Genomic DNA, 25,152 nt, shown 5'->3' with positions numbered 1-25,152 from the left:
GTCTGCCCGGCTGCGGTCGTGGGGGGGGCGCCTGCCCGGCTGCGGCCGTCGGGCTCCGCCCGGGCGGCTGCGCGCAGCCGGGCAGGATTTTCCGCGATTTCCTGCGAGAAAGCGCAAGTTTGCATGCCTGCGGCCGCCTCCAAGAGGAAACCGCAGGCATCACCCCACCTGTTTCCCCAGGTGACGCCTTGAGAGACGCGGCGTCGGGAGCCGAACGCGGCCTCTCCCGCCTCCTCGCCCCATGCAAACCCCGGCTTTTCTCGCAGGAAATCGCAGCATCGGGCGCCCGGAGGCGCGGCCATCCACGACAACGCCGCGACCCCGCACGCCCCAGCCTCGCTCCTCCCGCCTCAACGGAGGTGGTACGCGCCCGTCGACAGGCAGCGCAGCGCCCGCCTCAAGACGCGCCGCCGCTCGGCGAAGTCGGGCACGGTGCAGCGCCAAGGGGTTCCCGACTTCCGCATCAGCGCCATCATGACCTCGTGGAACAGAAGCGCGTCGTTGAGCTGCTCGTGGGTGAGGGGCACCACGTCGATGCCGGCCGCTCCCAAGCGCACCTGGCGCACCGCATCGCGCACGAGCCGCTCCGTGCCATGGGCCTCGCGGCCCTGGTACTCGAGGGCGACGCCGCGCTCGGGCCAGAGGAGGTCGCACACATACGAGCCGACGCCCCGCCCGGAGTCGGCCGCCTCGACCAGCTCCGACACGCGACTCTGCCCGTCAGGGCTGCAGTTGATCAGGGGCATGCCGCAGCCGTATCCCCCGCGACGGGTCGAGAGGGCGGCCAAGAGCGCGGTCTTGGCCTCGGGCGGCGAGAGGGCGCCCTCCGCCACCAGCGGAAGCGCCCGCCGAGCTGCTCGCACGCCGCGCGCGCCCTCGCAGCGGGCCACGAAGCGCTCGAGCGACCTCCGCGTCGTCACCGGATGCCTCCAGGAAAACCCTCGATCATCGCCCGGCCTGAGCACGTAGCCGGCGCACAGCTCGGCGGCAAGCGCGACCAGCTCGAGAAAGGGCAGCTCGGCGGCGAGCTGCACGAAGAGGGCCTCCGGACCCGCCACATAGACCGTCGCGTCGTCAGAGGCCGGCGAGCCCCCAAGCCGATAGTAGGCGCCACGAGGAAGCGGCTGGCCTCGCACATGCGCGACCACACCGGCAACCTGGGGCCGAAGGGCCGCGGAGGCAACTTCGACATGCACCGGCCGGGCAACTGAGCCGGCGACGAGGGAGGCGACGGCCGCTGCGGCTGAGCCAGGGCGGGCGGAGGCCTGCGGGAGCGCACGCGAAGGAGTCAGCGCGTCAAAACGGCTGCGCCAGAGCTCCAACGCCGATATCCCCCAGACGAAAATGGCCATGGGAGAACCGTAGCAGGATGTGGGAATCCCCCTGTAAACGGCCATTTACGTTTGCGCGGAAAGACGCAAAACGCCCACATGACGCCGAGGCTGACGCGCCGCCGTCAACCGGAGCACAGCCCGCGCGGCGACCGCAGCCGAAAAAAAGCGGGCGAGAGGCGCCAGGCCCACGGGAGAACTAGCGAGCCACGCCGACAAGCGGAGCGCGCTGCCCCCTCGGCGAGGCGTCGGCACCACGCGATGGAATCGGGCGAAAAAACACCTCGTTTTCTGCGAGAAAGTGCGGCTTTGCATGGCAGGAGCCGGCCCGCTCGCCCGCAAGGAGCGAGCCTGACTCGCATAATCCCAGGTCGCCATCGCCTACGCCAGCGAAGCCGGCGCGAAATCGCAGCGCCAACGATCTCCCCGCATGCAGACCCGCACTTTCTCGCAGGATCAGGCGCAGAAAAACGCCCAGCCCCAAAGGGGGCGCTCCCACGCCCCGCGCCCTCGCCCCGGCACCCCCCCCCGCCAATCGCTCCTCCACACAAAAGAGGGCCGCCCGCGCTATCGCGGACGGCCCCTCGCTTCCCTGTGCGGGCGCCCCTACTTCTTGGCGGGCGCCTTGCGCCTGCCGCCCTTCGCGCCCTTGCCCTTGCGCGCGCCGGTCTTCTCCTCCTGCTCCTTGGCCGGGCAGTCGAAGTTGGGGCAGAGCTTCCACGGGCCGCGGGCCGTGGTCACGACGACCATCGGCGCGCCGCAGGCCTCGCACACCTCATCGGTGGCCGTGAGCGCTCCGTACTGCGGCAGCGGGTAGCGCGTGCCGCACTCGTCGAAGTTCTCGCAGGTCACCGACCGCTTGAGCGTACGCGGGTTGCGACGGGCCACCAGCTTGGACTCCTTGCCGGCGGCCTTGCACGTCGGGCACTGCCCCACCACCACGTCGGGCTCCTGGTTCGTGGAGCAGTTAGGGTCGATGCACACGGTACGCGGCTTGCTGCGGAAGGCCGTCACCTTCACCTGGGGCATGCCGCAGGTGGGGCACGGCTCGGGCACCGCCTCGATCTTGCCCTTGGGCAGCGGGTAGGTCACGTCGCACTCCGGCCAGCCGGCACAGCCGATGAACATCGACTTAGTCTTCTGCGACGCGCGGATCTGCAGGTCCTTGCCGCATTTGGGGCACGGCCCCACGTAGGCGTCGGCGGCCACGGCGTCGGCCAGGGCCTCCTTCACGTCCTCCGAGTGCGGCAGCAACTCGCCGAGCTCCTGGGACAGCAGGTTGCGCGAGGTGCCCACCACCGCGTCACGCGTGGTGGTGCCCGCGGCGATGTCGTCCATCTTCTGCTCGAGGTCAGCCGTCATGTCCGGGTGCGTGATGTGCGGCGCGAACTTGTCGAGCGCGTCCACCACGGCCATGCCCAGCTGACTCGGCTCGATGGGATCGTTCTGGATGTACTTGACCGTGTAGAGGCGCTCGATGATGGCGTGGCGCGTGGACTTGGTGCCCAGGCCCAGCTTCTCCATCTCCTGGATGAGGCGTCCCTGGCTGTAACGCGCAGGCGGCTCGGTCTGCTTCTTGACGCAGGTGGCGCCGTTGAAGGCCACCGACGCGCCCTCGCCGAGCGCCGGGAGCGTCTCGTCCTTCTTGAGGCCATAAGGGTAGATGGCGCGGAAGCCCGGCTCCACCAGCACGTCGCCCTTGGCCACGAAGGGCTCGCCGGCCACGTCGAGGGACACCTTGGTGCCCTCCACCACCGCCGGGCCCGACAGCGTCGCCAGGAACCGGCGCGCCACCAGGTTGTAGAGCTTGAATTCCGCAGGCGGCAGGTCGTCGGGCGTGGCCTTGGCCGTCGGGTAGATGGGCGGGTGGTCGGTGGTCTCCTTCTTGCCGCGGGTGGCCTTGAGCGCGCCCTTGGACAGGAGCTCCTTGCAGTAGGGCGCGTAGGCGGGATTGCCGCTCACGGTGCGCACCACCTCGGCCAGATCGAGCGAGGAGGGGTAGACCGTGTTGTCCACGCGCGGATAGGAGATGTAGCCATCCATGTAGAGGGACTCGGCCAGGCGCATGGTGCGGGCCGGCGAGAGGCCCTCGGATGAGGCGGCGGCCAGCAGCGACGTGGTGTTGAACGGGACGGGGGCGGGCACCGTGCGGCGCTTCTTCTCCACGGCGGCCACGCGCGCGCTCGTGGCGCCCGACACGGCGGCCATGGCGGCCTTGGCGGCGGCCTCGTCCTTGAAGCGCGCCGTGGCGTGGCCGGCCTCGAAGGCGCCCGGGCCGTCGCCGGCGGTGGGGCCGGCGGTCGCGTCGGCGTCGAAGGCGCCGCGGATCACCCAGTAGTCCTCGGGCACGAAGGCCATGCGCTCACGCTCGCGCGCCACGATGAGGGCGAGGGTGGGCGTCTGCACGCGACCCGAGGAGCGCACGTTGCCGTAGCCGGCGAACTTCACGAGCGTGAGGTAGCGGGTGAGTACCGCGCCCCAGATGAGATCGATGTCCTGACGCGAGGCGCCGGCCTGGGCCAGATCCTCGTCCATGGCCACCAGATTGGAGAACGCGCCCTGGATCTCGGCCTTGGTGAAGGCCGAGTAGCGCGCGCGGGACACGGGCGCCGTGGGGTTGACCTCGCGGCAGCAGGCCAGCGCGTCGGCGCCGATGAGCTCGCCCTCGCGGTCGAAGTCGGTGGCGATGACGATGGAATCGGCCTTCTTGGCCAGGTTCTTGAGGGAGCGGATGATGTCCTTCTCCTTGGGGAGCTTCTCGATGGGCGCGTAGACCAGGTACGGCAGCGCCTCCATCTTCCAGGACTTGAGCTCCACGCCGTCCTCGGTGAACGGCTTCTTCTTCTTGAAGGGGGGACGCGCGAGCGCGTCGGGGATGTCGGCGGGGATGGCCTCGCCCTCGGCGGTGACGCCCTGCCAGCCGCCGCGCTTCTTGTAGACGAGCTGCGGGGCAAAGTCAGGCTCGAGGATGTGGCCGCGCAGGCCGATGGTCACCCACTCCTCGCCGTCGACGTCGAATCGGTAGACCGGGGTGGAGAACACCTTGTCGGCCTTGGGCTTGCTCGCCCCCAAGAGATCGGCGATCTTCTGGGCGGCGTCGTTCTTTTCGGTAACCACCAGCTTCACGGGGTTGCCTCCTGTCCTTGCGGCCCGCGGCGCAGGCCCTCTCGTTCACACGGTTGCCCCACTTCATTTGTTTTACGTGTGCGGGGATGGGGCGCCGGAGCGCCTTCGGCGGCCGCGCGGCGAAGGGCCGGCGCGACGCGAGCCATAGGATACACGATTTTGCCGCACAGGCCGAAAAAGCACAAAAACGCGCGAGCATGACCGGGGTGAGCACGAAGGAGAACGCGGAGAACCTTCGCTTTTGGCATCCGCTTCGCAAATTCGAGCGGTTTTGCACCCAAGGGCGCGCCCGGATGAGCTAAACAGCGCCGCTTTTGTCGAAAACAAGGCGCGACCGGCACTCCAGAGGGCCTCGTGCGGCAAACCCCGGTGCAAAACCGCTCGAATTTGCGTGCCAAGCGCCAAAAGCAGAGGTTTCGATCCTCAGTCAGGAGAAAGCGCTACCAGTCGCCGCGGAGGCGGCGCTGGTAGGCGCGCACGACCTGGGACAGCGCGAAGCACACCACGAAGTACATAAGCGCCATGAGGGCGAACAGCGCGAAGATCTGCGTGGTGGAGTTATAGCTGTTCATGAGGATCATGCCGCGGCCCATCAGCTCCTGGAGCGCCATGGCGCCCCACAGATACGACGTGTCCTTGATGGTGGTGACGAACTGCGAGAGCAGCGCCGGCACCATGTTGCGCAGCGCCTGGGGCAGGATGATGAAGAGGTACATCTGCGGCGCCGAGAATCCCTGGGACCGCGCGGCCTCGTACTGGCCCACGGGCACGCCGGCCAAGCCGCCGCGGACGATCTCGGCCACCGACGCGCTCGTGAACAGGGTGAAGGCGAGCACCGCGGCTGGCAGGGGCGGCAGCTGGGCCACGAAGAACGTGAACATGATCCACAGCAGAAGCGGCGTGTTCTTGAAGAGCTCGACGTAGGCCATCGACAGCCCCCGCAGTGCCCGCAGGCGCGAGCCGCGCAGGATGGACAGCACGGCGCCGAGCGCCACCGAGCAGGCGATGGAGAGCGCCGATATGACGAGGGTGAGGCCCAGGCCCTCCAGCATGAAGCGGATGTTCACCCAGGTGAGCAATGACAGGACGTCGCTCATCGCCCGCTCCTTCCCCGTTTGCCGCGCGCCGGTCCGCGCCTGCGGCGGGGGCGCGGCAGGGCGCCGTGCGGCATCGTGCGACCCGCGCCCGCGCCGGGGCGACCGTGGCCGAGTCGCCGACGGCCGGCGCGCGTGTGAAGCGCCTGCCAGGCGCGCATGCGGTCGCCGTCGGAGGCCGCGAGCGCCTCCTGGGCCGCCTCGAGCCCGAAGTCCGCGGCTATCTCGGCAGCCTGGCAGCCAGTAAAGGGCGCGTCGCCCGAGCCGTCGCACTCCCCTGCCGCATCCCACGCGTGAAGCGGATGGCGCGGCGAGGGCGCCTGGCGGGCCGGCACGAGCAGCGTCGCGCCCTCCATCATGGTGCCCACGCCGCCAGCGAGGGCCTCGGCGGCGGCGTGCCCGGTGATGTCGTGGGATCCGGGCGTGACCTCCACCGGGTCGCTCGCCAGCTCCTCGGAGGCGTCGCCAGTGGCGACGTGTCGGTGCACGAGCATCCGATGCTCCAGGTAGACCGCCGCACGGGAGAGCGGAAAGCAGATGGCGAAGTAGAGCACGGCCGCCGCCACGTAGGCCGGTCCGTAGTAGCTCGTGTCGCCGGCGAACGAGTTGGAGAAGTACATGAGCTCCCCGCCGGCGATGAGGGCGAGCACCGAGGTGTTCTTCACAAGGTTGGCAGCCTGCACGGCCAAAGGCGGCAGGATGATGCGCATGGCCTGGGGCAGGATGACGAGCGTCATCGTCTGAACGGGCGAGAAGCCCTGGGAGCGCGCCGCCTCGAACTGCCCGCGATGGATGGAGCCGATGCCGGAGCGCACCACCTCGGAGATGTAGCCGCCGTGGTAGACGCCGATGGCGAGCACGCCGATCCAGAACGACGCGAGCGACAGGCCGAGGAGCGGAAACACCGCGTAGAGCACGAACACCTGCAAGAGCAGCGGGATGTTCTGCACCACCTCGACGTAGACGCGGGTGACGATGCGCAGGATGCGATGGCGCGACACGGAGAGCACGCCGAACGCGAACCCGAGCGCAAGCGCGATGACGAGCGCGAGCGCGGAGATGCCCACCGTGGTGCCGAAGGCCGCCAGGATGTCCGGCCAGCGCTCGGCGAGCGCCGCCCACTTGTAGGGTGCAAAGACCTCGCCCATCACGCCCCGCCCCCTTCCGCGCCCGCGGGGGCGCCGGCGCCGGGTGCGTCGTCGGCCGGATCCCCCGCGCCAAGGCCCGCGCCGCCCGCCGCCTCCTCGGCCTCCACGTCAGCCTCGGTCACAAGCGACAGCCCCCAGCGCTCCTTGAGCGCGCGCAGGGTGCCATCGGCCTCCATGGCGGCGATGGCCTCGTCGATGGGGGCCGACAGCGCGCTGCCCTTGCGCGTGGCCACGCCGTACTCCTGCGGCGCGAACTGCGTGGGCAGCAGGAACGTGGAGGCGTCCTGGTAGCCCAGGAGGATGGAGCTGTCCACCGAGAAGGCGGCCACGCGCCCGGCCACGAGCGCGATCTTGATCTCGGGATAGGTGGCGTACTCGGCGAACTTGAGCGTGATGCCCAGCTCGCGCGCGGCCTGTCCCAGCTTGTCCTTGGTGGTGGCCGAGAGCGCCACGCCCACCGTCTTGCCGTCGAGCCCGGCCAGGTCGGTGATGCCCGAGTCCTTGCGCACGAGCACGCCGATGTGGTCGATGTAGTAGGGCCGCGAGAAGTCGTAGCTGCGCTTGCGCTGCTCGGTGATGGTGAAGGTGGCCAGCGTCGCGTCGAGGGTGCCGTTGTCGAGCATGGCACCGCGCGTGGTCACGTTCACGCCTGTCACCTCGAGCGCGTCGGAGCTGCCCTTGAGGCGGGCGGCGAGCTCGCGGGCCACGTCCACCTCGAGCCCCTCCACCGAGCCGGTCTCGGGGTTCTGGAAGCCGAAGCCGGGGACGTCGATCTTGGTGCCCACGCGCAGCACGTCGCCGGACGGGGCGCAGCCGGACAGCAGCGAGCCGGCGCCTCCGACGAGGCACGTGGCGGCCAGGGCGGCCGACAGGCGCGTGAAGGCGCGCCGGGAGAGGTTCGCGGAGGCGAGCGAGGAGCGGATCGGCCCGTTCACGGGACGCCTCCTAGAGGATCTTCGAGAGGAACGCCTTGATGCGGGCGTTGTCCGTCTCGCCGAAGATGTAGTCGGGCGTGCCCTCGTCCACCACCAGGCCGTTCTCCATGAACACCACCTTGTCGGCGGCGTCGCGGGCCAGGCCCATCTCGTGGGTGACCATGACGATGGTCATGTTGGTCTCCGCGAGCGACTTGATGACGTCGAGCACCTCGTTGACCATCTCGGGGTCAAGCGCGCTCGTCGGCTCGTCGAGCAGCATGATCTTGGGGTGCATGTTGAGGGCGCGGGCGATGGCCACGCGCTGCTGCTGGCCGCCGGAGAGCTGGTCGGGGTACTTGTCGAGTTTAGACGCGAGCCCCACGCGCTCCAGGTAGGCCACGGCAGCCTCCTCGGCCTGGGCCTTGGGCACCTTGAGCACCTTCTCCGGGGCGAAGGTGACGTTCTCGAGCACCGTCTTGTGAGGGTAGAGGTTGTAGCCCTGGAACACCATGGCCACCTCGCTCGCGAGCTTGCGCGTGTCCACCTTGCGCGCCATGAGATCCATGCCGTCCACGATGATGTCACCCGAGTCAGGTCGCTCAAGCGCGTTGATGCAGCGGATGAGGACGCTCTTGCCCGAGCCGGACGGCCCGATGATGACGACCTTCTCGCCCTCGTCCACGTCGAGCGAAACGCCCTTGAGCGCCTCGACCTTGCCGAAGTTCTTGCGGATGTCCCGGACGGAGATGAGGGGATCCACGCTGCCACGCTCCTATCTGCTCCTCAACCGATAGCCTCGTGACATGGTAGCGCCGCGGCCGGCGCCGTTGATTTCGCGGGGTAAACAGGACCTCGACGGTTGGCGGACGCCCGCAGCGCCCCCCTCGCCGTCAGGACGCCGAGGGGCCGGCGGACGCGCCCGACGCCGCCCGGGCCGCCTCGGCCTCCTCGCGGATGAGCACCCGCTCCATGGCAGCGATGGCGCAGGCCAGTTGCTCGTCGTCCGGCTCGTTGGTGGTGAGGTACTGCATCTGCATGCCCGGCCAAAGGATCACCTTGACCAGCGGGTTGTCCGGATGGGAGCCGGCCCACTTCACCGTGATCTCGTAGGAGATGCCGGCGATGGCGGGCATGAGCAGGATGCGCACGACCACCACGAGCGCGAGCTTCGGCGCGCCGTCCGGCACGCCCCACGCATCGATGAGCGCGTTCACGGGGAAGATAGTGTACACAAAGATGGCGATGACCATCACCATGATGAGGAAGGCCGTGCCGCAGCGCACGTGGAGCCGCGGGAAGGAGCGCGCGTTCTCAGGCGTGAGGGGCAGCTCGTGCTCGTAGCAGTGGATGGTCTTGTGCTCGGCGCCGTGGTACATGAACATGCGGCGGATGTCCTCCATGCGCCCGATGAGCCACAGGTAGAAGACGAACACGGCCACGCGCAGGAGCCCGTCGACGACGTTCCAGAGCACCGTGTGCTGATCGTACTCGCCCACGATGAGGTTGGTGATGAAGGCCGGCGCCACGATGAACAGCACCACGCCCAACACGAGCCCCAGGCCCATGGCCACCGCCATCTCGCGCTTGCCGAAGGAGTCCTCGGAGTCGGCGGGCGCGGCGGGCGCGGCAGACTCCGGCGCGGCAGGCTCCGGCGCGCCCTCGACCACCTCGAGCACACGCTGGGCGCCCAGGGCGTCCACCATCACCTCGGGCCGGCCGAAGTCCCGACCCCACGAGAAACGGCCTGCCCCGTCGGCGCCGGGCTGGCGCGAGCCAGCGGGCGCATCCGCGGGATGCTCGGCGGACGCCACGTCGGCCACCGCCTCGGCCTCGGCGTGATCCTCCAGCGCCACGGCCTCCTCGGCCGCCCGAGAGGCGCCCTCCTCGTCGCCGAAGGCGTGGAGCGCCGCTATCTCAAGGGCCTTGTAGCCGAGCATGAGCGACTCGACGAGGGCGCGGCAGCCGCGCACGAGCGGCCAGTACATCCAGCCGTTGCTCTCGGCACCGCTCGCCAGGTCGTGCTCCTCCACGTAGATGCCGCCGTCGGGCTCGCGCACGGCCACGGCCCAGTTGTAGCGGCCGCGCATCATGATGCCCTCGATGAGGGCCTGGCCGCCCACATGGGTCTTGCGCGCGCCGTCCTCCGCGAACGCGCGCGAGAGGTCGCCTCCCTTCCCCATGAGACCGCCCGCTAGCCGCGCGTCACGCGGGGATAGGGGTTTCCGCAGGTCATCTTGCCCTCAGGGCAGGCCCCGTGGACGCAGGGGGCGCCGGCGTCCCCGAAGATGAAGGGGGCCGTGGGGCGCGCGAGCTCCAGCATGCGGTGCGCCAGCTCGCGGATCTCCCACTGGGCGCGGTTGCAGCAGCGCAGCTCGAAGAAGTGCAGCAGCTCGCGCACGTTCATGGTGACGACGATCTTCGTCTCGGCGGCGTTGGGCAGCAGGTAGCGGGCGTCCTCGGCGGGAATGCCGGCCTCGAGCAGGCGCTCGTAGGCGGCGATGGCGGCCTCGATGGCCTCGTCGAACACGCGGCTGGCCTCCGGGTCGTCGGCCACTGAGCCGGGCTTGACCGTTTCCAGGCCGCTCGTGAACTTGACGTAGCGTTGGGACTGCTGGTTGAAGCTGGCGATGCGATGGCGCACGAGCTGATGGGTGAGCGCACGCGACACGCCGTCGATGGCGAAGGTGTAGCTCGCGTGCTCGAGGGTGGAGAAGTGACCCGAGCCCATGATAGTCGTGAGCACGCTCTCCACGCGCTCGGGGGGCATGGTCTCCATGAGCTCAGCGGCGCCGACGGGCGCGTAGCACAGGCGCGCCGCCGTGGCGATGGCGCGCTCGGGGTCGGGGGTGTGGTAGAGAAGCTCGACGTGCATGGGGTTCCTTTCGAGAGGGGCCGCGCAGGCGGCCGTTCGTCCTCCGAAAGTATATCGGGCGCGCGCTGCGACGGCGGAGCCGCGCGGGCAAGCCGCCGAAAAAACACGGCGGGCCGCATCCGGGGCGGCCCCGAGGATGCAGCCCGCAGACGCGGGAGCGCTCCCGCGCGCGCCGGCGCAGGGAGCTAGAGGCGCACGCGCTCGAACATCTCGCGGCCGACGCCGCAGATGGGGCAGGCGTAGTCCTCGGGCAGCCCGTCGGGGTAGCCCTCCTCGATGTAGCCGCAGAGGGTGCACTGCCAGCCCCAGCGCTCGGCCGCGGGCTCGGCGGGGGCCGCCTCGGCGGGCGCGGCGTCGCCCTGGTAGGACGAGGCCTTAGGAGGAGTCTTGCCGCGCAGCACGGTATGGTAGTAGGCGTACGTCATGGGCTCGGCGTCCGCCAAGCACGCGGCCTCCTCCACCTCGCCGACGAACAGCAGGTGCGTGCCCACGTCGATCACCTGCTCCACGCGCACGGAGAACCGCGCGACGCCCTGGGAGGTGACGTAGGGGATCTCAGCCGCATCCAGCTCGTGCGCGCAGGTAGCGAACTTGTCGAACTCGCGGCTCGAGCGGAACCCGAAGGCGCCGATGAGGTCCATCGTGGCCCCCTGCCCGAGCACCGTGGCGGCGAAACGGCCCGTCTCCCGGACGGCCTGGGCGGTGGCATTCTCCTTGTTCAGGGCCACCGAGACCCGCGGCGGCGTGGCGGTTACCTGCTGGAACGTATTGGCCACGCAGCCCACCTTGCGCTCGCCCTCCCGCGAGGTGATGAGGTAGAGCCCGTAGCTCAGGGCGTTGAACGCCGACTTGTCTATCATGGAGGCCCCTTTCGGTCTGGTCGTAGTCGCGCGGGGGCCCTGTCGCCGCCCGCCAGGAAGCAGGGTACCACGGCAGGCAAGCCGGGGTGATGCCGTGCAGGCCATCGAGCGGAAAAAGCGTCGCCGTTTCGTTTCCCGCGCGCAACCCGGCCCGGCGCCGCGCATGCCTCCTCCAGGCGCATCGCTCGCCGAATGCGTCAAAAAGGTAACGGCTGTCCGCCATGATGCGGCAAGGGCGGCCGTCATAATTACACTGTGATCAAAGTTCTACGAGCCGATGCGCAGTCGCCTCCCGGTGACGCGCATGGCGCCCTTCGCGAGGAGCATTCGCTGTTGGGCACCATCACGGGAAAGGATTGTGATGACGATGACAGCGACGCTGGCCGACAAGCTCGCCCCCTACGGGATCGATTACGTGGATGCCATGGAGCGCTTCGAGGGCAACGAGGCCCTCTTCGAGCGCCTGGCGCTCAAGTACCTGGGCGACACCCACTTCGCCGGGCTCGTGGCCGCCCTTGAGGTGAAGGACTTCGATGACGCGTACAACCAGGCGCACAGCCTGAAGGGCGTCGCCGGCAACCTCTCCCTGCGCACCCTCTACGAGGCCGCCACCTATGAGTCCGACGCCCTGCACGCCGGCGAGTACGAGGCCGCCGAGAAGCACCTCCCCCAGGTGAAGGAGGCCCACAAGAAAGCCGTCGAGGGCCTCGAGGCCCTGCGGGACGGGACGCTGTAGGCATCACGACCCCCAGCTACCAGGAAGGCCCCCGGAGAGTTGACTCTCCGGGGGCCTTCGTCATCCTAGCGGCTGCAGAGGCTGCAGGGGCGCGTCTTACCGGCGGCCTGCGCATCAGCTGCCGCCCCGCTCTTGAGGCCCGTGGCGCCGGTGAGGCTCTGGCAGCCCTTGTCCAGGTGGTAGACAACGTGGTCTTTGTCCGACCACCAGACAGTCTTGGTGGAGCCCACATCCCCCGAGCCGGTGTTCGTCGAGGAGCCAGCGCCCGCCGTGCCGTGCTTGGGAACCCACTTGCCATCGGCGCCTACCCAGTAGTCGTCGATCCAACGGCTCACGGCCATGGTTCCGTCGGCAGTCAGGAAGTAGTTGCCGATCCAGGCGTTCTCGACCCGCGCCCCCGAGGCCTGGAGATAGTACCATTTGCCGCCGATGTTCTTCCAGCCCGTGGCCATGGCGCCCGAAGGCTCCAGGTAGTAGGACGTCTTGTCCAGCTTGAGCCAGCCCGTGGCCATGGCGCCGGAGTCCTTGAGGTAGTACCACGTGCCGCCCGGATTAACCCAGCCGGTGGCCATGGCGCCCGTGGGATAAAGGTAGTACCACGTACCGCCCACGGCCTTCCAGCCCGTGGCCATGGCGCCCGATCCCTCTAGGTAGTACCACGTGCTGCCGTCCTTGGCCCACCCCGTGGCCATGGCGCCGGAGTCCTTGAGGTAGTACCATTTGCCGGCATCCTTCACCCAGCCGGTGGCCATGAGGCCCGACTTGCCCAGGTAATACCACGCACCGCCCAGGTTCTTCCACCCGCCAGACGCCATGGCGCCGGAGGGATCCAGGTAATACCAGCCCTCGGCGAGCTTGAGCCAGCCGGTGGCCATGACGCCGTAGGTCTTGGCGTCGTCGGCATTAGCGCCGAGGTAGTACCAGGTGCCGCCCACGTTGGCCCAGCCCTTCACCATGGCGCCAGACCCCGCCAGCAAGTACCACTTACCGCCCTGGGACAGCCAGCCGGTGGCCATGTAGCCGCTCGCGTCGAACCAGTAGCGCGCGCCATCCACGACCCGCCAGCAGGAGACGGGGTAGGTGCCATCGCTGTTCTTGTACCACCAGCCGCGGGCGTTCTTAACCCATGAGCCGGGCAGCGCCACCTCGTTGCCGGCGCTACGCTTGATGGTGAAGGTGACCGTCTTGATGCCATCGTAGTCGCCCACGCCCACCACGCTCACCACGCCCGTGCCGGGCAGGAGGTTGGAGGCGTAGTCGACGCGGTAGTCCACGTCCTTCGCGAGCGTACGATCGTCCACCTTGACCGTGACAGCCGGCACGATGGCGTGGCCGGTGTACTCGAATGTCGTACCACCCGCGAGGCTGAGCGTCGCACCGGCCAGGGACACGGGCTCGGGTTTGGGCTTCTCCTCGCCCTCGCCGTCCTTGTCGCCCTCGTCCTTGCCCGCATCGCCGGCCGCGTCGTCGGCGGCCGTCGCAGCCCCAGCTTCGCCGGCTGCCGGCTGCGCCTCGTCAGCGAAGGCCAGCGCAGGGCATAGCCCGAACGCGAGCAACGCCGTCAGCAGCAGGCCCCAAAGCCGTCTTGTCTTCATACGTCCTCCTCCGTCCCCGCGCCACGGCGCGGCATCGCGAAAAAGCTCTCTGCCCCATGATACCGCGAAAGACACCCTACCTCCTCGAAAGGGCGCCCCTATCATCGGCCCAAGGCCTTTCCTCGGCTCAAATTGTTCATTTTTATAAATCCCATTTTGTTTTTGAACAGATCGCTCTATACTGACGAAATTGATTTCAAATATTGAACACGCATTGCTCAGACGCATGCAGAAGGAGGAAACGAGGCCCATGGCCGAGAGGGAGCTTCAGAAGAACGAGTTCGCCGTCCTGGCCGCGCTTGAGCGCGAACCAGGAGCATCCCAGCGTGAGCTGGCACGTCGCACGGGGCTATCCGTGGGGACGGTCAACGCGGCGGCCAAGGCGCTCGAGGCGTCCGGCCTCACCGCGGAGGGCTCCCCCACCGATGCCGGACGCGCCGCGCTCGCCCCCTACCGGGTGGAGAACGCCGTCATCATGGCCGCGGGCATGTCCACCCGCTTCGCCCCCATCTCCTACGAGAAGCCCAAGGGGCTTCTGCGCGTGCGCGGCGAGGTGCTCATCGAGCGGCAGATCGAGCAGCTGCGCGAGGCGGGCATCGACGCCATCACCGTCATCGTCGGGTATAAGAAGGAGTACTTCTTCTACCTGGAGGACAAATACGGGGTGAGCATCGTAGTCAACGAGGAGTACGCCTCGCGCAACAACAACTCCTCGCTCATGGCCGTGCGCGATCGGCTCGGCAGCACCTACATCTGCTCGTCGGACGACTACTTCACCGAGAACCCCTTCGAGCCCTATCAGTGGAAGGCCTGCTACTCGGCGGCCTACCAGGAGGGCCCCACTAAGGAGTGGTGCCTGGAGATCGGGGCGGGCGATCGCATCAAGGGCGTCACCGTCGGCGGGGCTGACGCGTGGTACATGATTGGCCACGTCTACTTCGATCGCGCCTTCTCACGCCGCTTCGTCGAGATCCTCGAGGCGGAGTACGATCTGCCCCAGACCTCCGACAAGCTGTGGGAGGAGCTCTACGTCGACCACATCCGCGAGCTCGACATGGCCGTGCGCCGCTTCGCGCCCGGCGTCATCCACGAGTTCGACTCCCTCGACGAGCTGCGTGAGTTCGACCCGCTGTTCCTGGAGAACGTGGACTCCGAGGTGTTTGACAACATCGTGGACGTGCTCGGCTGCACGAAGGCCGAGATCCGCGACGTCTACCCGCTCAAGCAGGGACTCACCAACCTCTCCTGCCACTTCCGCACCGACGGCGGAGAGTTCGTCTACCGCCACCCCGGCGTGGGCACCGAGCAGCTCATCGATCGCTCGGCCGAAGTGGCCGCGCTCAAGCTGGCCAAGGAGATGGGCGTCGATGACACCTTCATCCACGAGGATCCGGAGAAGGGCTGGAAGATATCGCGCTTCATTCCCGATGCGCGCCAGCTCGATCCCCACGACGACGCCCAGCTGGCGCGCGCTATGGCCGTGGCGCGGGAGGTTCACAGCTGGGACGTGGCGGTGAAACGCTCCTTCGACTTCTTCGAGGAGGGGCTGCGCTACGACGCGCTCCTGCGCGAGCGCGGGCCGGTGGACGTGCCCGGCTATGAGGAGATGCTCGCCAAGGCCCGCCGCCTGCGCGAGCACGCCGCCGCCGACGGGGCCCCGCGCTGCCTCACCCACAACGACTTCTTCTACCTGAACTTCCTCTTCGACGCCGAGGGGGGCCTCGCGCTCATCGACTGGGAGTACGCAGGCATGGGCGACTACGCCAACGACTTCGGCACCTTCACCGTATGCTGCGAGCTCGACGAGGCCGAGGCGCTCGCGGCCCTGCGGCACTACTTCGGCCGCGAGCCAACCTTCGAGGAGATGCGCCACAACTTCGCCTTCGTGGCCCTGGCCGGCTGGTGCTGGTACCTCTGGTCGCTCGTGAAGGAGGCCGAGGGGGACTTCGTGGGCGAGTGGCTCTACATCTATTACAACTACGCGCGCAAGTACATGGACAAGGTCCTGCGGTGGTATGACACCGAGGCCATGATCAGCGAGGAGTAACCTATGAAGTACGGACTGACGAGCGGCATCCTCTGGGCCCTCGACACGGTGATCCTGGGCATCGCGCTCACGATGGCCCCCTACATCGACACCGTCGAGGCGCTGGCCCTGGCCGCCATCGTGAGCTCAGCCCTCCACGATGTGTTCTGCGCCCTATGGCTGTTCTTCTACATGGCGGTGCGCGGGCGCCTGGGAGACACCCTCGCCGCGCTCAAGACCCGCAGCGGCAAGGTGGTCATGCTCGGCGCGCTCCTGGGAGGCCCCATCGGCATGACCGGCTACGTGACGGCCATCAACAACATCGGCGCCGGCTATACGGCCATCATCTCGTCGTTCTACCCCGCCTTCGGCACGGTGATGGCCGTGCTGCTGCTCAAGGAGAGGATGACCTGGAAGCAGGTGATCGCCCTCATGGTGGCTCTGGCCGGCATTGTCACCATGGGCTACCTTTCCGCCGACACTACCGTGAGCGGCGACCCGGTGCTCGGTCTCATCGGAGCCGCGGCCTGCGTCATCGGCTGGGGCTCGGAGGCGGTGCTGTGCGCCTGGGGCATGCGCGATGATGCCGTGGACAACGAGACGGCCCTGCAGATTCGCGAGACCACCTCGGCGCTTGTGTACTGCGTGGTGGTGCTGCCCCTGTTCGGCGCCTGGGCATGGACGCTCACGGTAATCCCCTCGCTGGCCACCGGCGTGGTGGCCCTGGCCGGCCTGGCAGGCGCGGTGTCGTACCTGTTCTACTACAAGGGCATCTCGGTCATCGGCGCCGCCAAGGGCATGGCGCTCAACATCTCCTACTCGGCGTGGGCCGTGGTGTTCGGCGTGATCCTGCTGGGCGCCATCCCGGGGCCCGTGGAGGTGGCCTGCTGCGTGGCCATCCTCTGCGGCACCATCCTGTCGGCGAGCGATTGGAACGAGCTGTTCAGCCGCCCGGCCAAGGCCCGAGCGTAACATCCCACCACGGTCGCAAGACACACGAGGGGCCCCGGCGGCAGCCGGGGACCCTCTTCACTTGGTGACGTATCGCGAAGGCGCGCCGGGCTAGCGGATCCAGCGGCCGTCGGCGCCTACGCGCCAGGGGCCGATCCAGGTGTTGGTGGCCATGGCGCCGCTGCCGGTGAGGTAGTAGTCCCCCACCCACGTGCTGGCGGCCATCGCGCCTGAGCCGTACAGGTAGTACCACGTGCCGCCCAGATTGAGCCACCCGGTAGCCATGGCGCCTGAGCCATGGAGGTAGTACCAGGCGCCGCCGGTGCGCAGCCAGCCCGTGGCCATGGCGCCAGATCCATGGAGGTAGTACCAGGTTCCGCCCACGTTAGCCCAGCCCACGGCCATGGCGCCGCTGCCGTGCAGGTAGTACCACGCGCCGCCGACCCAGCGCCAGCCCGTGGCCATGGCGCCAGAACCCTCAAGCCAGTACCAGGTGCCGCCCAGGTTGAGCCAGCCAGTGGCCATGGCGCCGGATCCGTGGAGGAAGTACCACGTGCCGCGGTCGTTCACCCAGCCAGTGCGCATGGCGCCCGTGGCGGGGTCAAGGTAGTACCAGGTACCGCCAACAGCCACCCAGCCCGTGGCTCGCACACCGGCCGGCGTGCCGTAATACCACGTGCCGCCCACGTTCTGCCACCCCGGCGCACACGCGGGCATCTGCGGCTCGCTGGGCGCTGGCGGCGTAGTGGGCGTCGTCGGCTTCGGCGGCGTAGTGGGGGTGGTGGGCGTCGTCGGGGTAGTCGGCTTATCGGGCTTGGGCGGAGCAGGTGCCACGATCTTGAACGAGGCGGAGCGAGACCCCTGGTAGTTGGCGCTTCGGGCCGTCACGGTCACGGTGGCCGTGCCCGCCTTGACGTTGTTGGCATAAGACACCGCGTAGTTGGCCGGATCGACCCGCTTGCCGCCGAGCGTCACCGTCGGCACGGGCCTGAGAGCGGCACCGGTGTACGTCTGGTTGGGGATGGCGGCGATGGAGGCCGCCTTGAGATTGGCGCGGTTGATGGTGAAGGGCACCGTCTTCTTGCCCGTGTAACGCCCCTTGCCCGTGAGGGTCATCGTGGCCGTTCCGGCGTTCACGTTGCTGGCGTAGGACACCGTGTAATCAGCGCCCTGGACGAGCTTCACGCCGCTCACGGTCACCGCGATGTTCTGCGTCTTGGCCGTGCCGTCATAGGTCTTGCTCGTCACGCCGGTCACCGCAGCCGAGGCGATGCTGATGGCGGTGGGCCCGGACACGTCGGGCGCCTGGTAGCGGCGCAGCGATACCGTGCCGCTGACCGAGTCGTAGGCGGCGCAGTACACCTTGTCGTCAAGCAGCGCGACGTCGGATCCGGAGGCGTTGGCGGCTACGCTCGCGCCGAGCGGCGTCCAGCGCGAGCAGTCGGCCGCCGGGGCATGGTAGACCCGCACCGGATTGAAGGCGCCGCGCTCCGTCACGGCAGCGTAGAGCACGCCACCGCGCGCGGCGAGCGAGGCGGTCATGGTCTTGGGAAGCGCATCACCCAGGTTCGTCGTCTTGCTGCCGCTGCCCGCGACAAGCGACATCACCGCGGTGGCGCCGTCCTGGTTCGCGAGGAGCGCGTAGGTGGCCGATCCGCTCACCGCCGCGCTCACCGAGGTGGCAGACAAATCCCACAGGGTCTTGAGGGTCCACGTGCCGCCCTCGTGCGTCCAGGCGCCGGTTTTCTGCGAGGTGGCTTCATTCCTGGCGAAGTTCCCGCAGATCACGGTCGGCTTGCCGGCCACCTCGGCTATGACGGGATTCGTCGGGTGACCGCAAGGAGCGCCCCCGGCCTGCTCGCGCAGGGTTGATCCCTCAAGGGCGTAGAGACGCGACTGGCCATCAGGAAAATCGGCGAAAACGTAGACCTTGCCGCCCGCAACGCCGATGGCAGGGGTGTTGCTCGGCGCCGCCACGCGGGCGACCTCGCGCCAGACGCCGCTTCCATAGGCCTTCACGATCAGATTGCTATGGTCGGAAAGCAGCACGTAGGGCGTGCCGTTCAGGACGCAAAGGCCGTAGGCGTCAGGGCCTTGGGCGATCACGCCCAGGCTCGCCCAGCTCGCGCCGTCGTAGGTGAAGACCCGGGTCGTGAAGCTACTCGCCGTCCCCGCGGAGGTGAGCACATAGGCCTTGGAGCCGTCGGAGGTGACGCGCGCCCCGATGATGCCCGAGGTCGGCAGCGGGTTGGAGCCATCGGCGTTCGTCACCATCTGCCAGATGCCCGATGCATCGTAGTCGGGATAGGCCACCTCGAAGGTGATCGAATCGGCGGCCTGGCTCTTCACCGTCACGACGATCCCCGAGTTCTGGCCGCTCGAGTAGGTGATGGCCCCGTCTGCGAGCCCCTTGTCCATCTCAGCGGTGCCGAGGCTCTTGCGGCCTGATGCGCTCAGCTGCGCGTTGCGCACGTCCCCCGCGCCGTCGCCGCGCACGCCGTCGTTCGCCGTGGTCTCACCGGGGCGGAACACGTAGACGTAGTCCTTATCGCCCTTGTTGCCGTTGCCCGTCTCCTTATGCGGCGGGTTCACCCGGTACACGATCAGGCCCGAGCCGCCGATGGTGCTCGGCGTGCCATCGGAGGTGTCAAGGGCAGATAAGTCGCCGATGTTCGTGTTCGCCTTGCGGAACTCCGCGACGAAATACTCGGAATCTGAGAGCGGAGACTTGAACATGACCGCCTGAGGCTTGCCCGAGCCAGGCGCGTAAAGCGTGTGGGTGCCCGCGCTCACTTCCCCGAGAGAGGCCCAGCCGCAGTCCTGGAGAGTGATGACGAGCGGCCGCATGAGCTTGGAGCCGCCGTGCTGGGCCATGATGTCCCACACGCCGACGGGCTTGCCGCCCGCACTCTCAACGAAACTTCCGGCCCGGTAGAGGTCCTTGGCGCCGAAGGCATGGATCGTCTCATGGATGACGGTGCCGGCACCCTGGAGGTGGGAGGTGTCCACCAACGTAAAGCCCACCGCACGCACCCGGCTACCGCCGCCTACCAGGTAGGTCTCCGAGCCGATGTCGGAACGACGAGGCCACAGCGGGCTCGCTCCGTCCTTGGGCGCGTCGTTGCCCACCTCGGGAATCACGAGCAGGTTGTCAGCGGTGCCATCGCCATCGCCATCGAGAACACCGACGTCAAAGGTTTTGTAGGTGGCGTTGAATGCGGCCACGGCATCGGCCGCGAGCACCTCAGAGCCGCCTGAGCCGAACTTCTCGTAATAGGCGCGGGAATTGGGCAAGGTGAGGTAGGCGACGCGTCCCGTCGCCTCATCAGCCTGAGGGGTCACCGACCTCAGGCGCACCTTGCCGCCCGACACCTCCTTGAGATAGCTGTAGAGCGTGGGGCTCGCCGCCGTGCCGGCAGGCACCCCGTTGAGGGTGGTGCCGAACTGGTAGCTCCACTCGGTGTTCGCGCTGTATCCGGGCCGGTTCAGCCCCGTATCGCCATCGCCGATGGTGTCGCCGGCGAAGCGCACCACCAAGACGAGCTGGTAGCGGTTGGCATCTTTGATGCCGGCGGGATCATAGGCGGGAGAAGTCGCGAAGGCGGCAAGGGGAAGCGCGAGGGCGCAGACAGCGCAAAGAGCAGCGAGCGCGCGGGTCAGGCGACGGCTCGAGGCAGCGCGCGGGCGACGCGCGCTGGAAACATGACGGGTCATCGTTCGACCTCCGTGGTGCTCGGGGGATCAGCTCCCGGCATTATACAACGGATTGCCCCCTCGCCACCGCACGAAAGCAGTCTGAGCGAGGGGGCAATCCGCAGCGTCCGGCAGCATCCGCCCGAATGCCGACGGGAGGGAGGCGTGATCGCAGGTCCGCTACCCTATCTCCGCCATCACGGCCAGGAGCTTCTTTCCGTAGCCAGCATCGGCAGCCCAGCCCTTCCCCTCGGGGTTATCGGGGATGCCGAGCCACTCCACGTAGGGCGCGCAGCCGCGGGTGACGTACTTGAAGCGCTCATCGACGCAGTCCTGCTTGAGCGGCTGGGCGCAAGCGTAGGCCTTAAGGTGCTGCACCTGGGCGCGCACGCCCGTGCGCACGTCGGGGAAGGAGTTGCCGGGCACGCCGCCGCCCGTGGCCCCTAAGCCGGCGAAGTTGAACTGCTCCACCTTCACGTCGCCGCCGAACCGCAGCCAGCCGGTCTCCACCATCATCTGGGCGAACACCACGTCGGCGCGTACGCCCTCGGCAGCGGCCTCCTCCGTGACGATGGCGCAGAAGGAGGCGATGTCGGGGGCGCCACCGCGCCCCAGGGCCTCAGCCGGGTAGACGATCTTCCCGCCGCTCGCCTTGGCCTTGGCCTCGTAGAGCGCCGCTAGATCGGCCGGCTTCACCTCGGCCGTGCCCATGATGCCGGTGAGCGCCGGCTTGAGCGCCTCGGGCAGGTCGGGATCGTCCACCCACAGGCCCTTGGCGTCAAAGCGGTACTCCACCCCGCCGACGGTGCGTAAGCCGCGCGCCGCCGCGCCCGAGGCCTCCAGGTAGTACCAGGCGCCGTCGAGCTTGAGCCAACCCACGTGCATGGCACCGGAGCCCGGCGTCAGGTAGTAGCGCTGGCGGTCGACCTCAACCCAGCCGGTGGCCATGGCACCGCTCTCGGGCTTGAGGTAGTACCAGGTGCCGCGGTCGTTGAGCCACCCGGTGGCCATAACGCCGGAGGGATAGAGCCAGTACCACGTGCCGCCCTGGTTGAGCCATGCCGGACCGCGGCGCATGGCGCCCGACCCCTCCATGAAGTACCAGGCGGTTCCATCGTGAGCCCAGCCCGTAGCCATGGCGCCGGACCCCTTGTCGAGCCAATACCAGGTACCGCCCAGGTTGATCCAACCGGTGGCCATGGCGCCCGACCCCGTCAGGTAGTACCAGGTGCCGCCGCGGTTGAGCCACTGAGAATGCTGCATGGCGCCCGACCCGTCGCACCAGTACCAGGTCTTGCCGTCGAGCACCCAGCCCGTGGCCATGGCGCCCGTCGTCTTGTCGAGCCAGTACCAGGTACCGCGGTCGTTGAGCCAGCCCTTGGCCGCCGCGCCGCTCCCGTGGAGCCAGTACCACTGGCCGCCGATGGCCTTCCAGCCGCCGGCCTGCATGGCCCCCGACCCGTTCAGGTAGTAGCGGCAGCCGTCCACCTCCACCCAGCCCGTGGCCATGGCGCCGGAGCCCGGCTTGAGGTAGTACCAGGTGCCGCGGTCGTTGAGCCAGCCGGTGTGCATGGCCCCCGATCCGCTCAGGTAATACCAGGTTCCGCCCACATTCTGCCACCCGGTGAGCATGAAGCCCGACCCGTCGAAGAGGTACCATGCGCCGTCCACCTGACGCCAGCCGCCCACGGCGTAGCTCGTGCCGTCATGGTGCTTCCACTTGCCATTGACCTGCTTCCAGCCGGGGGTGACGGCCAGGCCGTAGTACTCGGCGATGCCGCGCGCATCAGACTGGCCGATGCGCGCCAGCGTCGCGTTGCTGCGCAGGAGCACCGCGTCGCTGGCGTTGGTGATGAAGGCGTGCTCGACGATGATGCCGAGCAGGCCGGCTCGGCGGGAGTGGTAGATAACGCCATAGTAGTCCGAGGCCGAGCCGTCAGGGTACGTGCCGCCCGCCTCGGTGTTGCGAATCTTCGGGCCGCGGTTGGGCAGCCCCAGCCCCTGCAGCTCGGCCAGGATGCTCCGGGCGAGACCCTGGCCCCGCGCGTAGAGCTCCTGGTGGTAGGTCGCGTTGTTCGGGTGGTAGACCTCGGCGCCGCGCACGGCCACACCGCCGCTGTTGATGTGGAGGCTCACGAACACGTCGGCATCGGCGTTGAGGGCGCGATCGACGCGCTCGGCCAGCGAGGGGCACTCGTTCTCCGCCCGGGTGAGCACCACGCGGGCATCGTAGGACTGCTCGAGCTCCGCCTTGCAGGCCAAGGCGATCTTCCAGTTGAGGTCCTTCTCCTGGAGGCCGTTGCCGAGGGCGCCCGGGTCGCTGCCGCCGTGGCCGGGGTCAAGGGCGATGGTGAAGGGCTTGTCGGGATCCTCCTTGCCGTCATCGCCATTATCGCCGGCATCGCCGCCCGCATCGGCGGCGCTGGCGGCAGGAGCCGCCTTGTCCATCACGCGGGCGGAGGAGATGGAGCGGGCCTGGGCGCCGGGATCCTCCCCCTCCGCGCTTTCCGTGGCCCAAGCGGCCGAGGCGCCGAGAAGCAGCGCCGCCGCCATCATGAGCGCCGCGAAGGCGCCGGTCAGAGCAAGTCGATTCTCACGGGAGCGCAAGACGTTCCCCTTTCCTTCTCCTTGGCGCGCAGCGCGCCGTGTCCCCTAGCGTATCCAGCGGCCGTCGGCGCCTACGCGCCAAGGCCCGATCTGCGTGCTCACGGCCATGGCGCCCGAGCCCGTCAGATAGTAGTCTCCCACCCATGCGTTGGCCACCATGGCGCCCGAGCTGCTCAGGTAGTACCAGGTGCCGCCCAGGTTGATCCAGCCGGTGAGCATGGCGCCGGAGCCGCTCAGGTAGTACCACGTGCCGCTCAGGTTGAGCCAGCCGTTGGCGCGCATGGCGCCGGAGGCATCGCACCAGTACCACGTCTTGTCGACAAGCACCCAGCCCGTGGCCATGTAGCCCCCGGCCTTGAGGTAGTACCAGGTTCCCCCGACGAGGCGCCAAGCGTTCTCGACCACGGCGCCCGATGGCTCGAGCCAGTACCACGACCCGTTCACGCTGAGCCAGCCGTTGGCGCGCATGGCACCGGAAGCCTCCAGGTAGTACCAGGTCTTGTCCACCTGAGCCCATCCCGTGCGCATCTTGCCGTCATCGCCCAGGTAGTACCAGGTGCCGCCCACGGCCTTCCAGCCCTTGGCCATCTTGCCGCCGGACTCGAGCCAGTACCAGGTGCCGCCCTGGCTGAGCCAACCCCCGGAATGAGCCGCTCCCGAGGAGGTGAAGTAGTAGCGATCCTTGTCCACGTCAGCCCAGCCGACGCGCATCTTGCCATCGTCGCCCAGGTAGTAGCGCGACCCGCCGATGGTCTGCCAACCCTTCGCCATGGCGCCCGAGCTGCTCAGGTAATACCAGGTGCCGCCCAGGTTGAGCCAGCCGATTTCCATGGCACCCGAGCCGTTCAGATAGTAGCGCTGGCCCTCAACGTCCTGCCAGCCGGTGAGCATCTTGCCGTCCTTGTTGAAGAGGTACCAGCGGCCGGATATGTAAAGCCAGGCGGGCTTATCCGCCGCGCCCTTGAAGGGCTCGCCGTTCTGCTGGTACCAGTACCAGGTTCCGCCCTCCTGATGCCAGCCTAGGGGCTTTCCGATGTTAGCGCCTATCTGGAAGTCGAGGTCGACGTTGCCGACGATGCCGTCAACAGATCCTTGGCTTGTGCACTGCCACAGGTCATAGGGCTTCTTGTAGTCGCACCGATAGTTGTACTGGGCTACCCAGCGCGTCCAGCGATCAAACACCGGATCGGTGAGGAAGGTGTTGTACCAGTAGAGGTTCGCGTAGGTGCCGGCACGATAGCCCGCCGCCTCCACTTTCTCGCAGAACGCCTTGGCCATCTGTCCCAGCAGCGCCCGGTTAGACGTGGAGGCCATCGAGCTCTCCTCCAGATCGAAGTACACGGGGTAAACGGGCTTGTGGCCGCCCTTCTGGAGCTGGGCGATGATGTGGTCGGCCTCCGCCGTCGCATCCGCCACGGTCTTGCCGTAGCTGTAAATATAGACGCCGTAGGGAATGCCCAGGCGCTCGCACTCGGCGACGTTGCGCAGCCATTGCTTGTCCACCATGGGGAGGCTGCGGCGATAGCCCACGCGCAGGATGGCGAAGTCGATGCCATCGGCCTTGACCTTCTCCCAGTTGATGAGACCCTGCCACTCGCTCACGTCGACACCTTTGCGCGTGGCGTTGGGAATGACCTCGCCGCGGCTGTTCACGTAGCCGTCAGGCCCCTTCGACCAGGGAGCGAGGGCGCGCGCATCGTTGCTGAGGGTCATGATGGGCGCTTCGTCGCCTTCCACGGGAACGGGCTCGCCTTCCTGGTAGCGCCAGCTGGTGGGAACGTCGGCGTTGGGGTCAGAGACGTCGGGCGCAACGTCAGGCTCAACGGCAAGGGCCGCCGCAGGAGCGAGGGCGACGGCCAGAAGCGCAGTGATGGCAATGAGCGGGATTCGTCTGATGGCAAAATCCATGGTGAGATCACCCTTCTCCACGTCACGCAGGGCCTCGACGCGACTCCCCAGGAGACACGACGCGTAGGCTCGACGCGGCAAAGCAAGCGGGGGCGGACTGCATTTGGTCGACTACAACGTTTGACCCCCTCGGTGCGCCGATCATAGCATCTTTCCCCTAGGGGTGTGTGAAGAAGCCGCGATATTCGGCGCCTTCCACGCGCCTTCCCCGGGTACGCCGAGACGCTTATATATAAGGTGAACGAACGACCCTCGCGCCGCTACGAACGACCTTGCAGTCTCAGTGAT

The 25,152-nt window shown here is 68.1% G+C and carries 16 protein-coding genes; 3 read left to right on the top strand and 13 right to left on the bottom strand.

Features of this window, described 5'->3' with window-relative positions:
* Nucleotides 1–350: 350 nt before the first annotated feature.
* From AC6I0Y_RS04380 to AC6I0Y_RS04340, 9 genes are all read right to left on the bottom strand, one after another.
* A complete protein-coding gene (locus tag AC6I0Y_RS04380) occupies nucleotides 351–1,148 on the bottom strand; it encodes a hypothetical protein (RefSeq protein ID WP_497733295.1) in 798 nt (265 codons plus the stop codon).
* 789 nt (nucleotides 1,149–1,937) lie between these two features.
* The gene (locus AC6I0Y_RS04375) at nucleotides 1,938–4,457 is read right to left on the bottom strand and encodes a DNA topoisomerase I (RefSeq protein WP_497733293.1); all 2,520 of its coding nucleotides are present in this window, start codon (nucleotides 4,455–4,457) and stop codon (nucleotides 1,938–1,940) included.
* A gap of 440 nt (nucleotides 4,458–4,897) precedes the next feature.
* Nucleotides 4,898–5,554, bottom strand: a complete 657-nt coding sequence (locus AC6I0Y_RS04370) for an amino acid ABC transporter permease (RefSeq protein ID WP_497733291.1) — start codon at nucleotides 5,552–5,554, stop codon at nucleotides 4,898–4,900.
* A complete protein-coding gene (locus AC6I0Y_RS04365) occupies nucleotides 5,551–6,699 on the bottom strand; it encodes an amino acid ABC transporter permease (RefSeq protein WP_497733289.1) in 1,149 nt (382 codons plus the stop codon). The genes AC6I0Y_RS04370 and AC6I0Y_RS04365 overlap by 4 nt, the downstream gene beginning before the upstream one ends.
* Nucleotides 6,699–7,634, bottom strand: coding sequence for a transporter substrate-binding domain-containing protein (locus AC6I0Y_RS04360; protein WP_370520232.1), 936 nt, complete (start codon nucleotides 7,632–7,634; stop codon nucleotides 6,699–6,701). The genes AC6I0Y_RS04365 and AC6I0Y_RS04360 overlap by 1 nt, the downstream gene beginning before the upstream one ends.
* Nucleotides 7,635–7,644: 10 nt before the next feature.
* Nucleotides 7,645–8,376 carry an amino acid ABC transporter ATP-binding protein gene (locus AC6I0Y_RS04355; RefSeq protein WP_160707612.1) on the bottom strand — a complete coding sequence of 244 codons (732 nt, stop codon included), beginning with the start codon at nucleotides 8,374–8,376 and terminating at the stop codon, nucleotides 7,645–7,647.
* A 130-nt stretch (nucleotides 8,377–8,506) separates the two neighbouring features.
* Complete coding sequence (locus tag AC6I0Y_RS04350; protein ID WP_497733286.1) at nucleotides 8,507–9,796, bottom strand: DUF1385 domain-containing protein; 1,290 nt, start codon at nucleotides 9,794–9,796, stop codon at nucleotides 8,507–8,509.
* 11 nt (nucleotides 9,797–9,807) lie between these two features.
* Nucleotides 9,808–10,488, bottom strand: a complete 681-nt coding sequence (gene thyX, locus AC6I0Y_RS04345) for an FAD-dependent thymidylate synthase (RefSeq protein ID WP_497733284.1) — start codon at nucleotides 10,486–10,488, stop codon at nucleotides 9,808–9,810.
* Nucleotides 10,489–10,673: 185 nt separating this feature from the next.
* A complete protein-coding gene (locus AC6I0Y_RS04340; RefSeq protein WP_160707606.1) occupies nucleotides 10,674–11,348 on the bottom strand; it encodes a flavin reductase in 675 nt (224 codons plus the stop codon).
* A 361-nt stretch (nucleotides 11,349–11,709) separates the two neighbouring features.
* Here AC6I0Y_RS04340 and AC6I0Y_RS04335 point away from each other — a divergent pair, with 361 nt between their 5' ends.
* Nucleotides 11,710–12,084, top strand: a complete 375-nt coding sequence (locus tag AC6I0Y_RS04335) for an Hpt domain-containing protein (protein WP_497733282.1) — start codon at nucleotides 11,710–11,712, stop codon at nucleotides 12,082–12,084.
* 65 nt (nucleotides 12,085–12,149) lie between these two features.
* On the opposite strand, the gene AC6I0Y_RS04330 is transcribed toward AC6I0Y_RS04335, so the two are convergent.
* Nucleotides 12,150–13,679 carry a cell wall-binding repeat-containing protein gene (locus AC6I0Y_RS04330; RefSeq protein ID WP_160707604.1) on the bottom strand — a complete coding sequence of 510 codons (1,530 nt, stop codon included), beginning with the start codon at nucleotides 13,677–13,679 and terminating at the stop codon, nucleotides 12,150–12,152.
* A gap of 250 nt (nucleotides 13,680–13,929) precedes the next feature.
* On the opposite strand from AC6I0Y_RS04330, the gene AC6I0Y_RS04325 reads away from it, so the two are divergent.
* Nucleotides 13,930–15,726, top strand: coding sequence for a phosphotransferase (locus AC6I0Y_RS04325; protein ID WP_497733280.1), 1,797 nt, complete (start codon nucleotides 13,930–13,932; stop codon nucleotides 15,724–15,726).
* 3 nt (nucleotides 15,727–15,729) lie between these two features.
* Complete coding sequence (locus AC6I0Y_RS04320; protein ID WP_497733279.1) at nucleotides 15,730–16,677, top strand: DMT family transporter; 948 nt, start codon at nucleotides 15,730–15,732, stop codon at nucleotides 16,675–16,677.
* Nucleotides 16,678–16,767: 90 nt separating this feature from the next.
* Here AC6I0Y_RS04320 and AC6I0Y_RS04315 read toward each other — a convergent pair whose 3' ends face one another.
* The 3 genes from AC6I0Y_RS04315 to AC6I0Y_RS04305 all read right to left on the bottom strand — a co-directional run bounded on the left by AC6I0Y_RS04315 (nucleotide 16,768) and on the right by AC6I0Y_RS04305 (nucleotide 24,864).
* A complete protein-coding gene (locus tag AC6I0Y_RS04315) occupies nucleotides 16,768–20,370 on the bottom strand; it encodes a hypothetical protein (RefSeq protein WP_497733278.1) in 3,603 nt (1,200 codons plus the stop codon).
* A 159-nt stretch (nucleotides 20,371–20,529) separates the two neighbouring features.
* Nucleotides 20,530–22,956, bottom strand: coding sequence for an N-acetylmuramoyl-L-alanine amidase (locus AC6I0Y_RS04310; RefSeq protein WP_497733277.1), 2,427 nt, complete (start codon nucleotides 22,954–22,956; stop codon nucleotides 20,530–20,532).
* Between the two features lie 45 nt (nucleotides 22,957–23,001).
* Nucleotides 23,002–24,864, bottom strand: a complete 1,863-nt coding sequence (locus AC6I0Y_RS04305; protein ID WP_497733276.1) for a GH25 family lysozyme — start codon at nucleotides 24,862–24,864, stop codon at nucleotides 23,002–23,004.
* Between the last annotated feature and the right edge of the window lie 288 nt (nucleotides 24,865–25,152).

The organism is Adlercreutzia sp. St.1H8 (genome assembly GCF_059728655.1).
The sequence above is the reverse complement of the archived record's forward strand: the minus strand, read 5'-3'. Positions and strand labels throughout refer to the sequence as shown.

What these genes read in the sequence shown, in the direction of transcription:
- thyX (WP_497733284.1), bottom strand. Translation starts at nt 10,488, where the DNA reads ATGCACGTCGAGCTTCTCTACCACACCCCCGACCCCGAGCGCGCCATC.
- AC6I0Y_RS04335 (WP_497733282.1), top strand. Translation starts at nt 11,710, where the DNA reads ATGACGATGACAGCGACGCTGGCCGACAAGCTCGCCCCCTACGGGATC.
- AC6I0Y_RS04370 (WP_497733291.1), bottom strand. Translation starts at nt 5,554, where the DNA reads ATGAGCGACGTCCTGTCATTGCTCACCTGGGTGAACATCCGCTTCATG.
- AC6I0Y_RS04330 (WP_160707604.1), bottom strand. Translation starts at nt 13,679, where the DNA reads ATGAAGACAAGACGGCTTTGGGGCCTGCTGCTGACGGCGTTGCTCGCG.
- AC6I0Y_RS04305 (WP_497733276.1), bottom strand. Translation starts at nt 24,864, where the DNA reads ATGGATTTTGCCATCAGACGAATCCCGCTCATTGCCATCACTGCGCTT.
- AC6I0Y_RS04325 (WP_497733280.1), top strand. Translation starts at nt 13,930, where the DNA reads ATGGCCGAGAGGGAGCTTCAGAAGAACGAGTTCGCCGTCCTGGCCGCG.
- AC6I0Y_RS04365 (WP_497733289.1), bottom strand. Translation starts at nt 6,699, where the DNA reads ATGGGCGAGGTCTTTGCACCCTACAAGTGGGCGGCGCTCGCCGAGCGC.
- AC6I0Y_RS04315 (WP_497733278.1), bottom strand. Translation starts at nt 20,370, where the DNA reads ATGACCCGTCATGTTTCCAGCGCGCGTCGCCCGCGCGCTGCCTCGAGC.
- AC6I0Y_RS04340 (WP_160707606.1), bottom strand. Translation starts at nt 11,348, where the DNA reads ATGATAGACAAGTCGGCGTTCAACGCCCTGAGCTACGGGCTCTACCTC.
- AC6I0Y_RS04320 (WP_497733279.1), top strand. Translation starts at nt 15,730, where the DNA reads ATGAAGTACGGACTGACGAGCGGCATCCTCTGGGCCCTCGACACGGTG.
- AC6I0Y_RS04350 (WP_497733286.1), bottom strand. Translation starts at nt 9,796, where the DNA reads ATGGGGAAGGGAGGCGACCTCTCGCGCGCGTTCGCGGAGGACGGCGCG.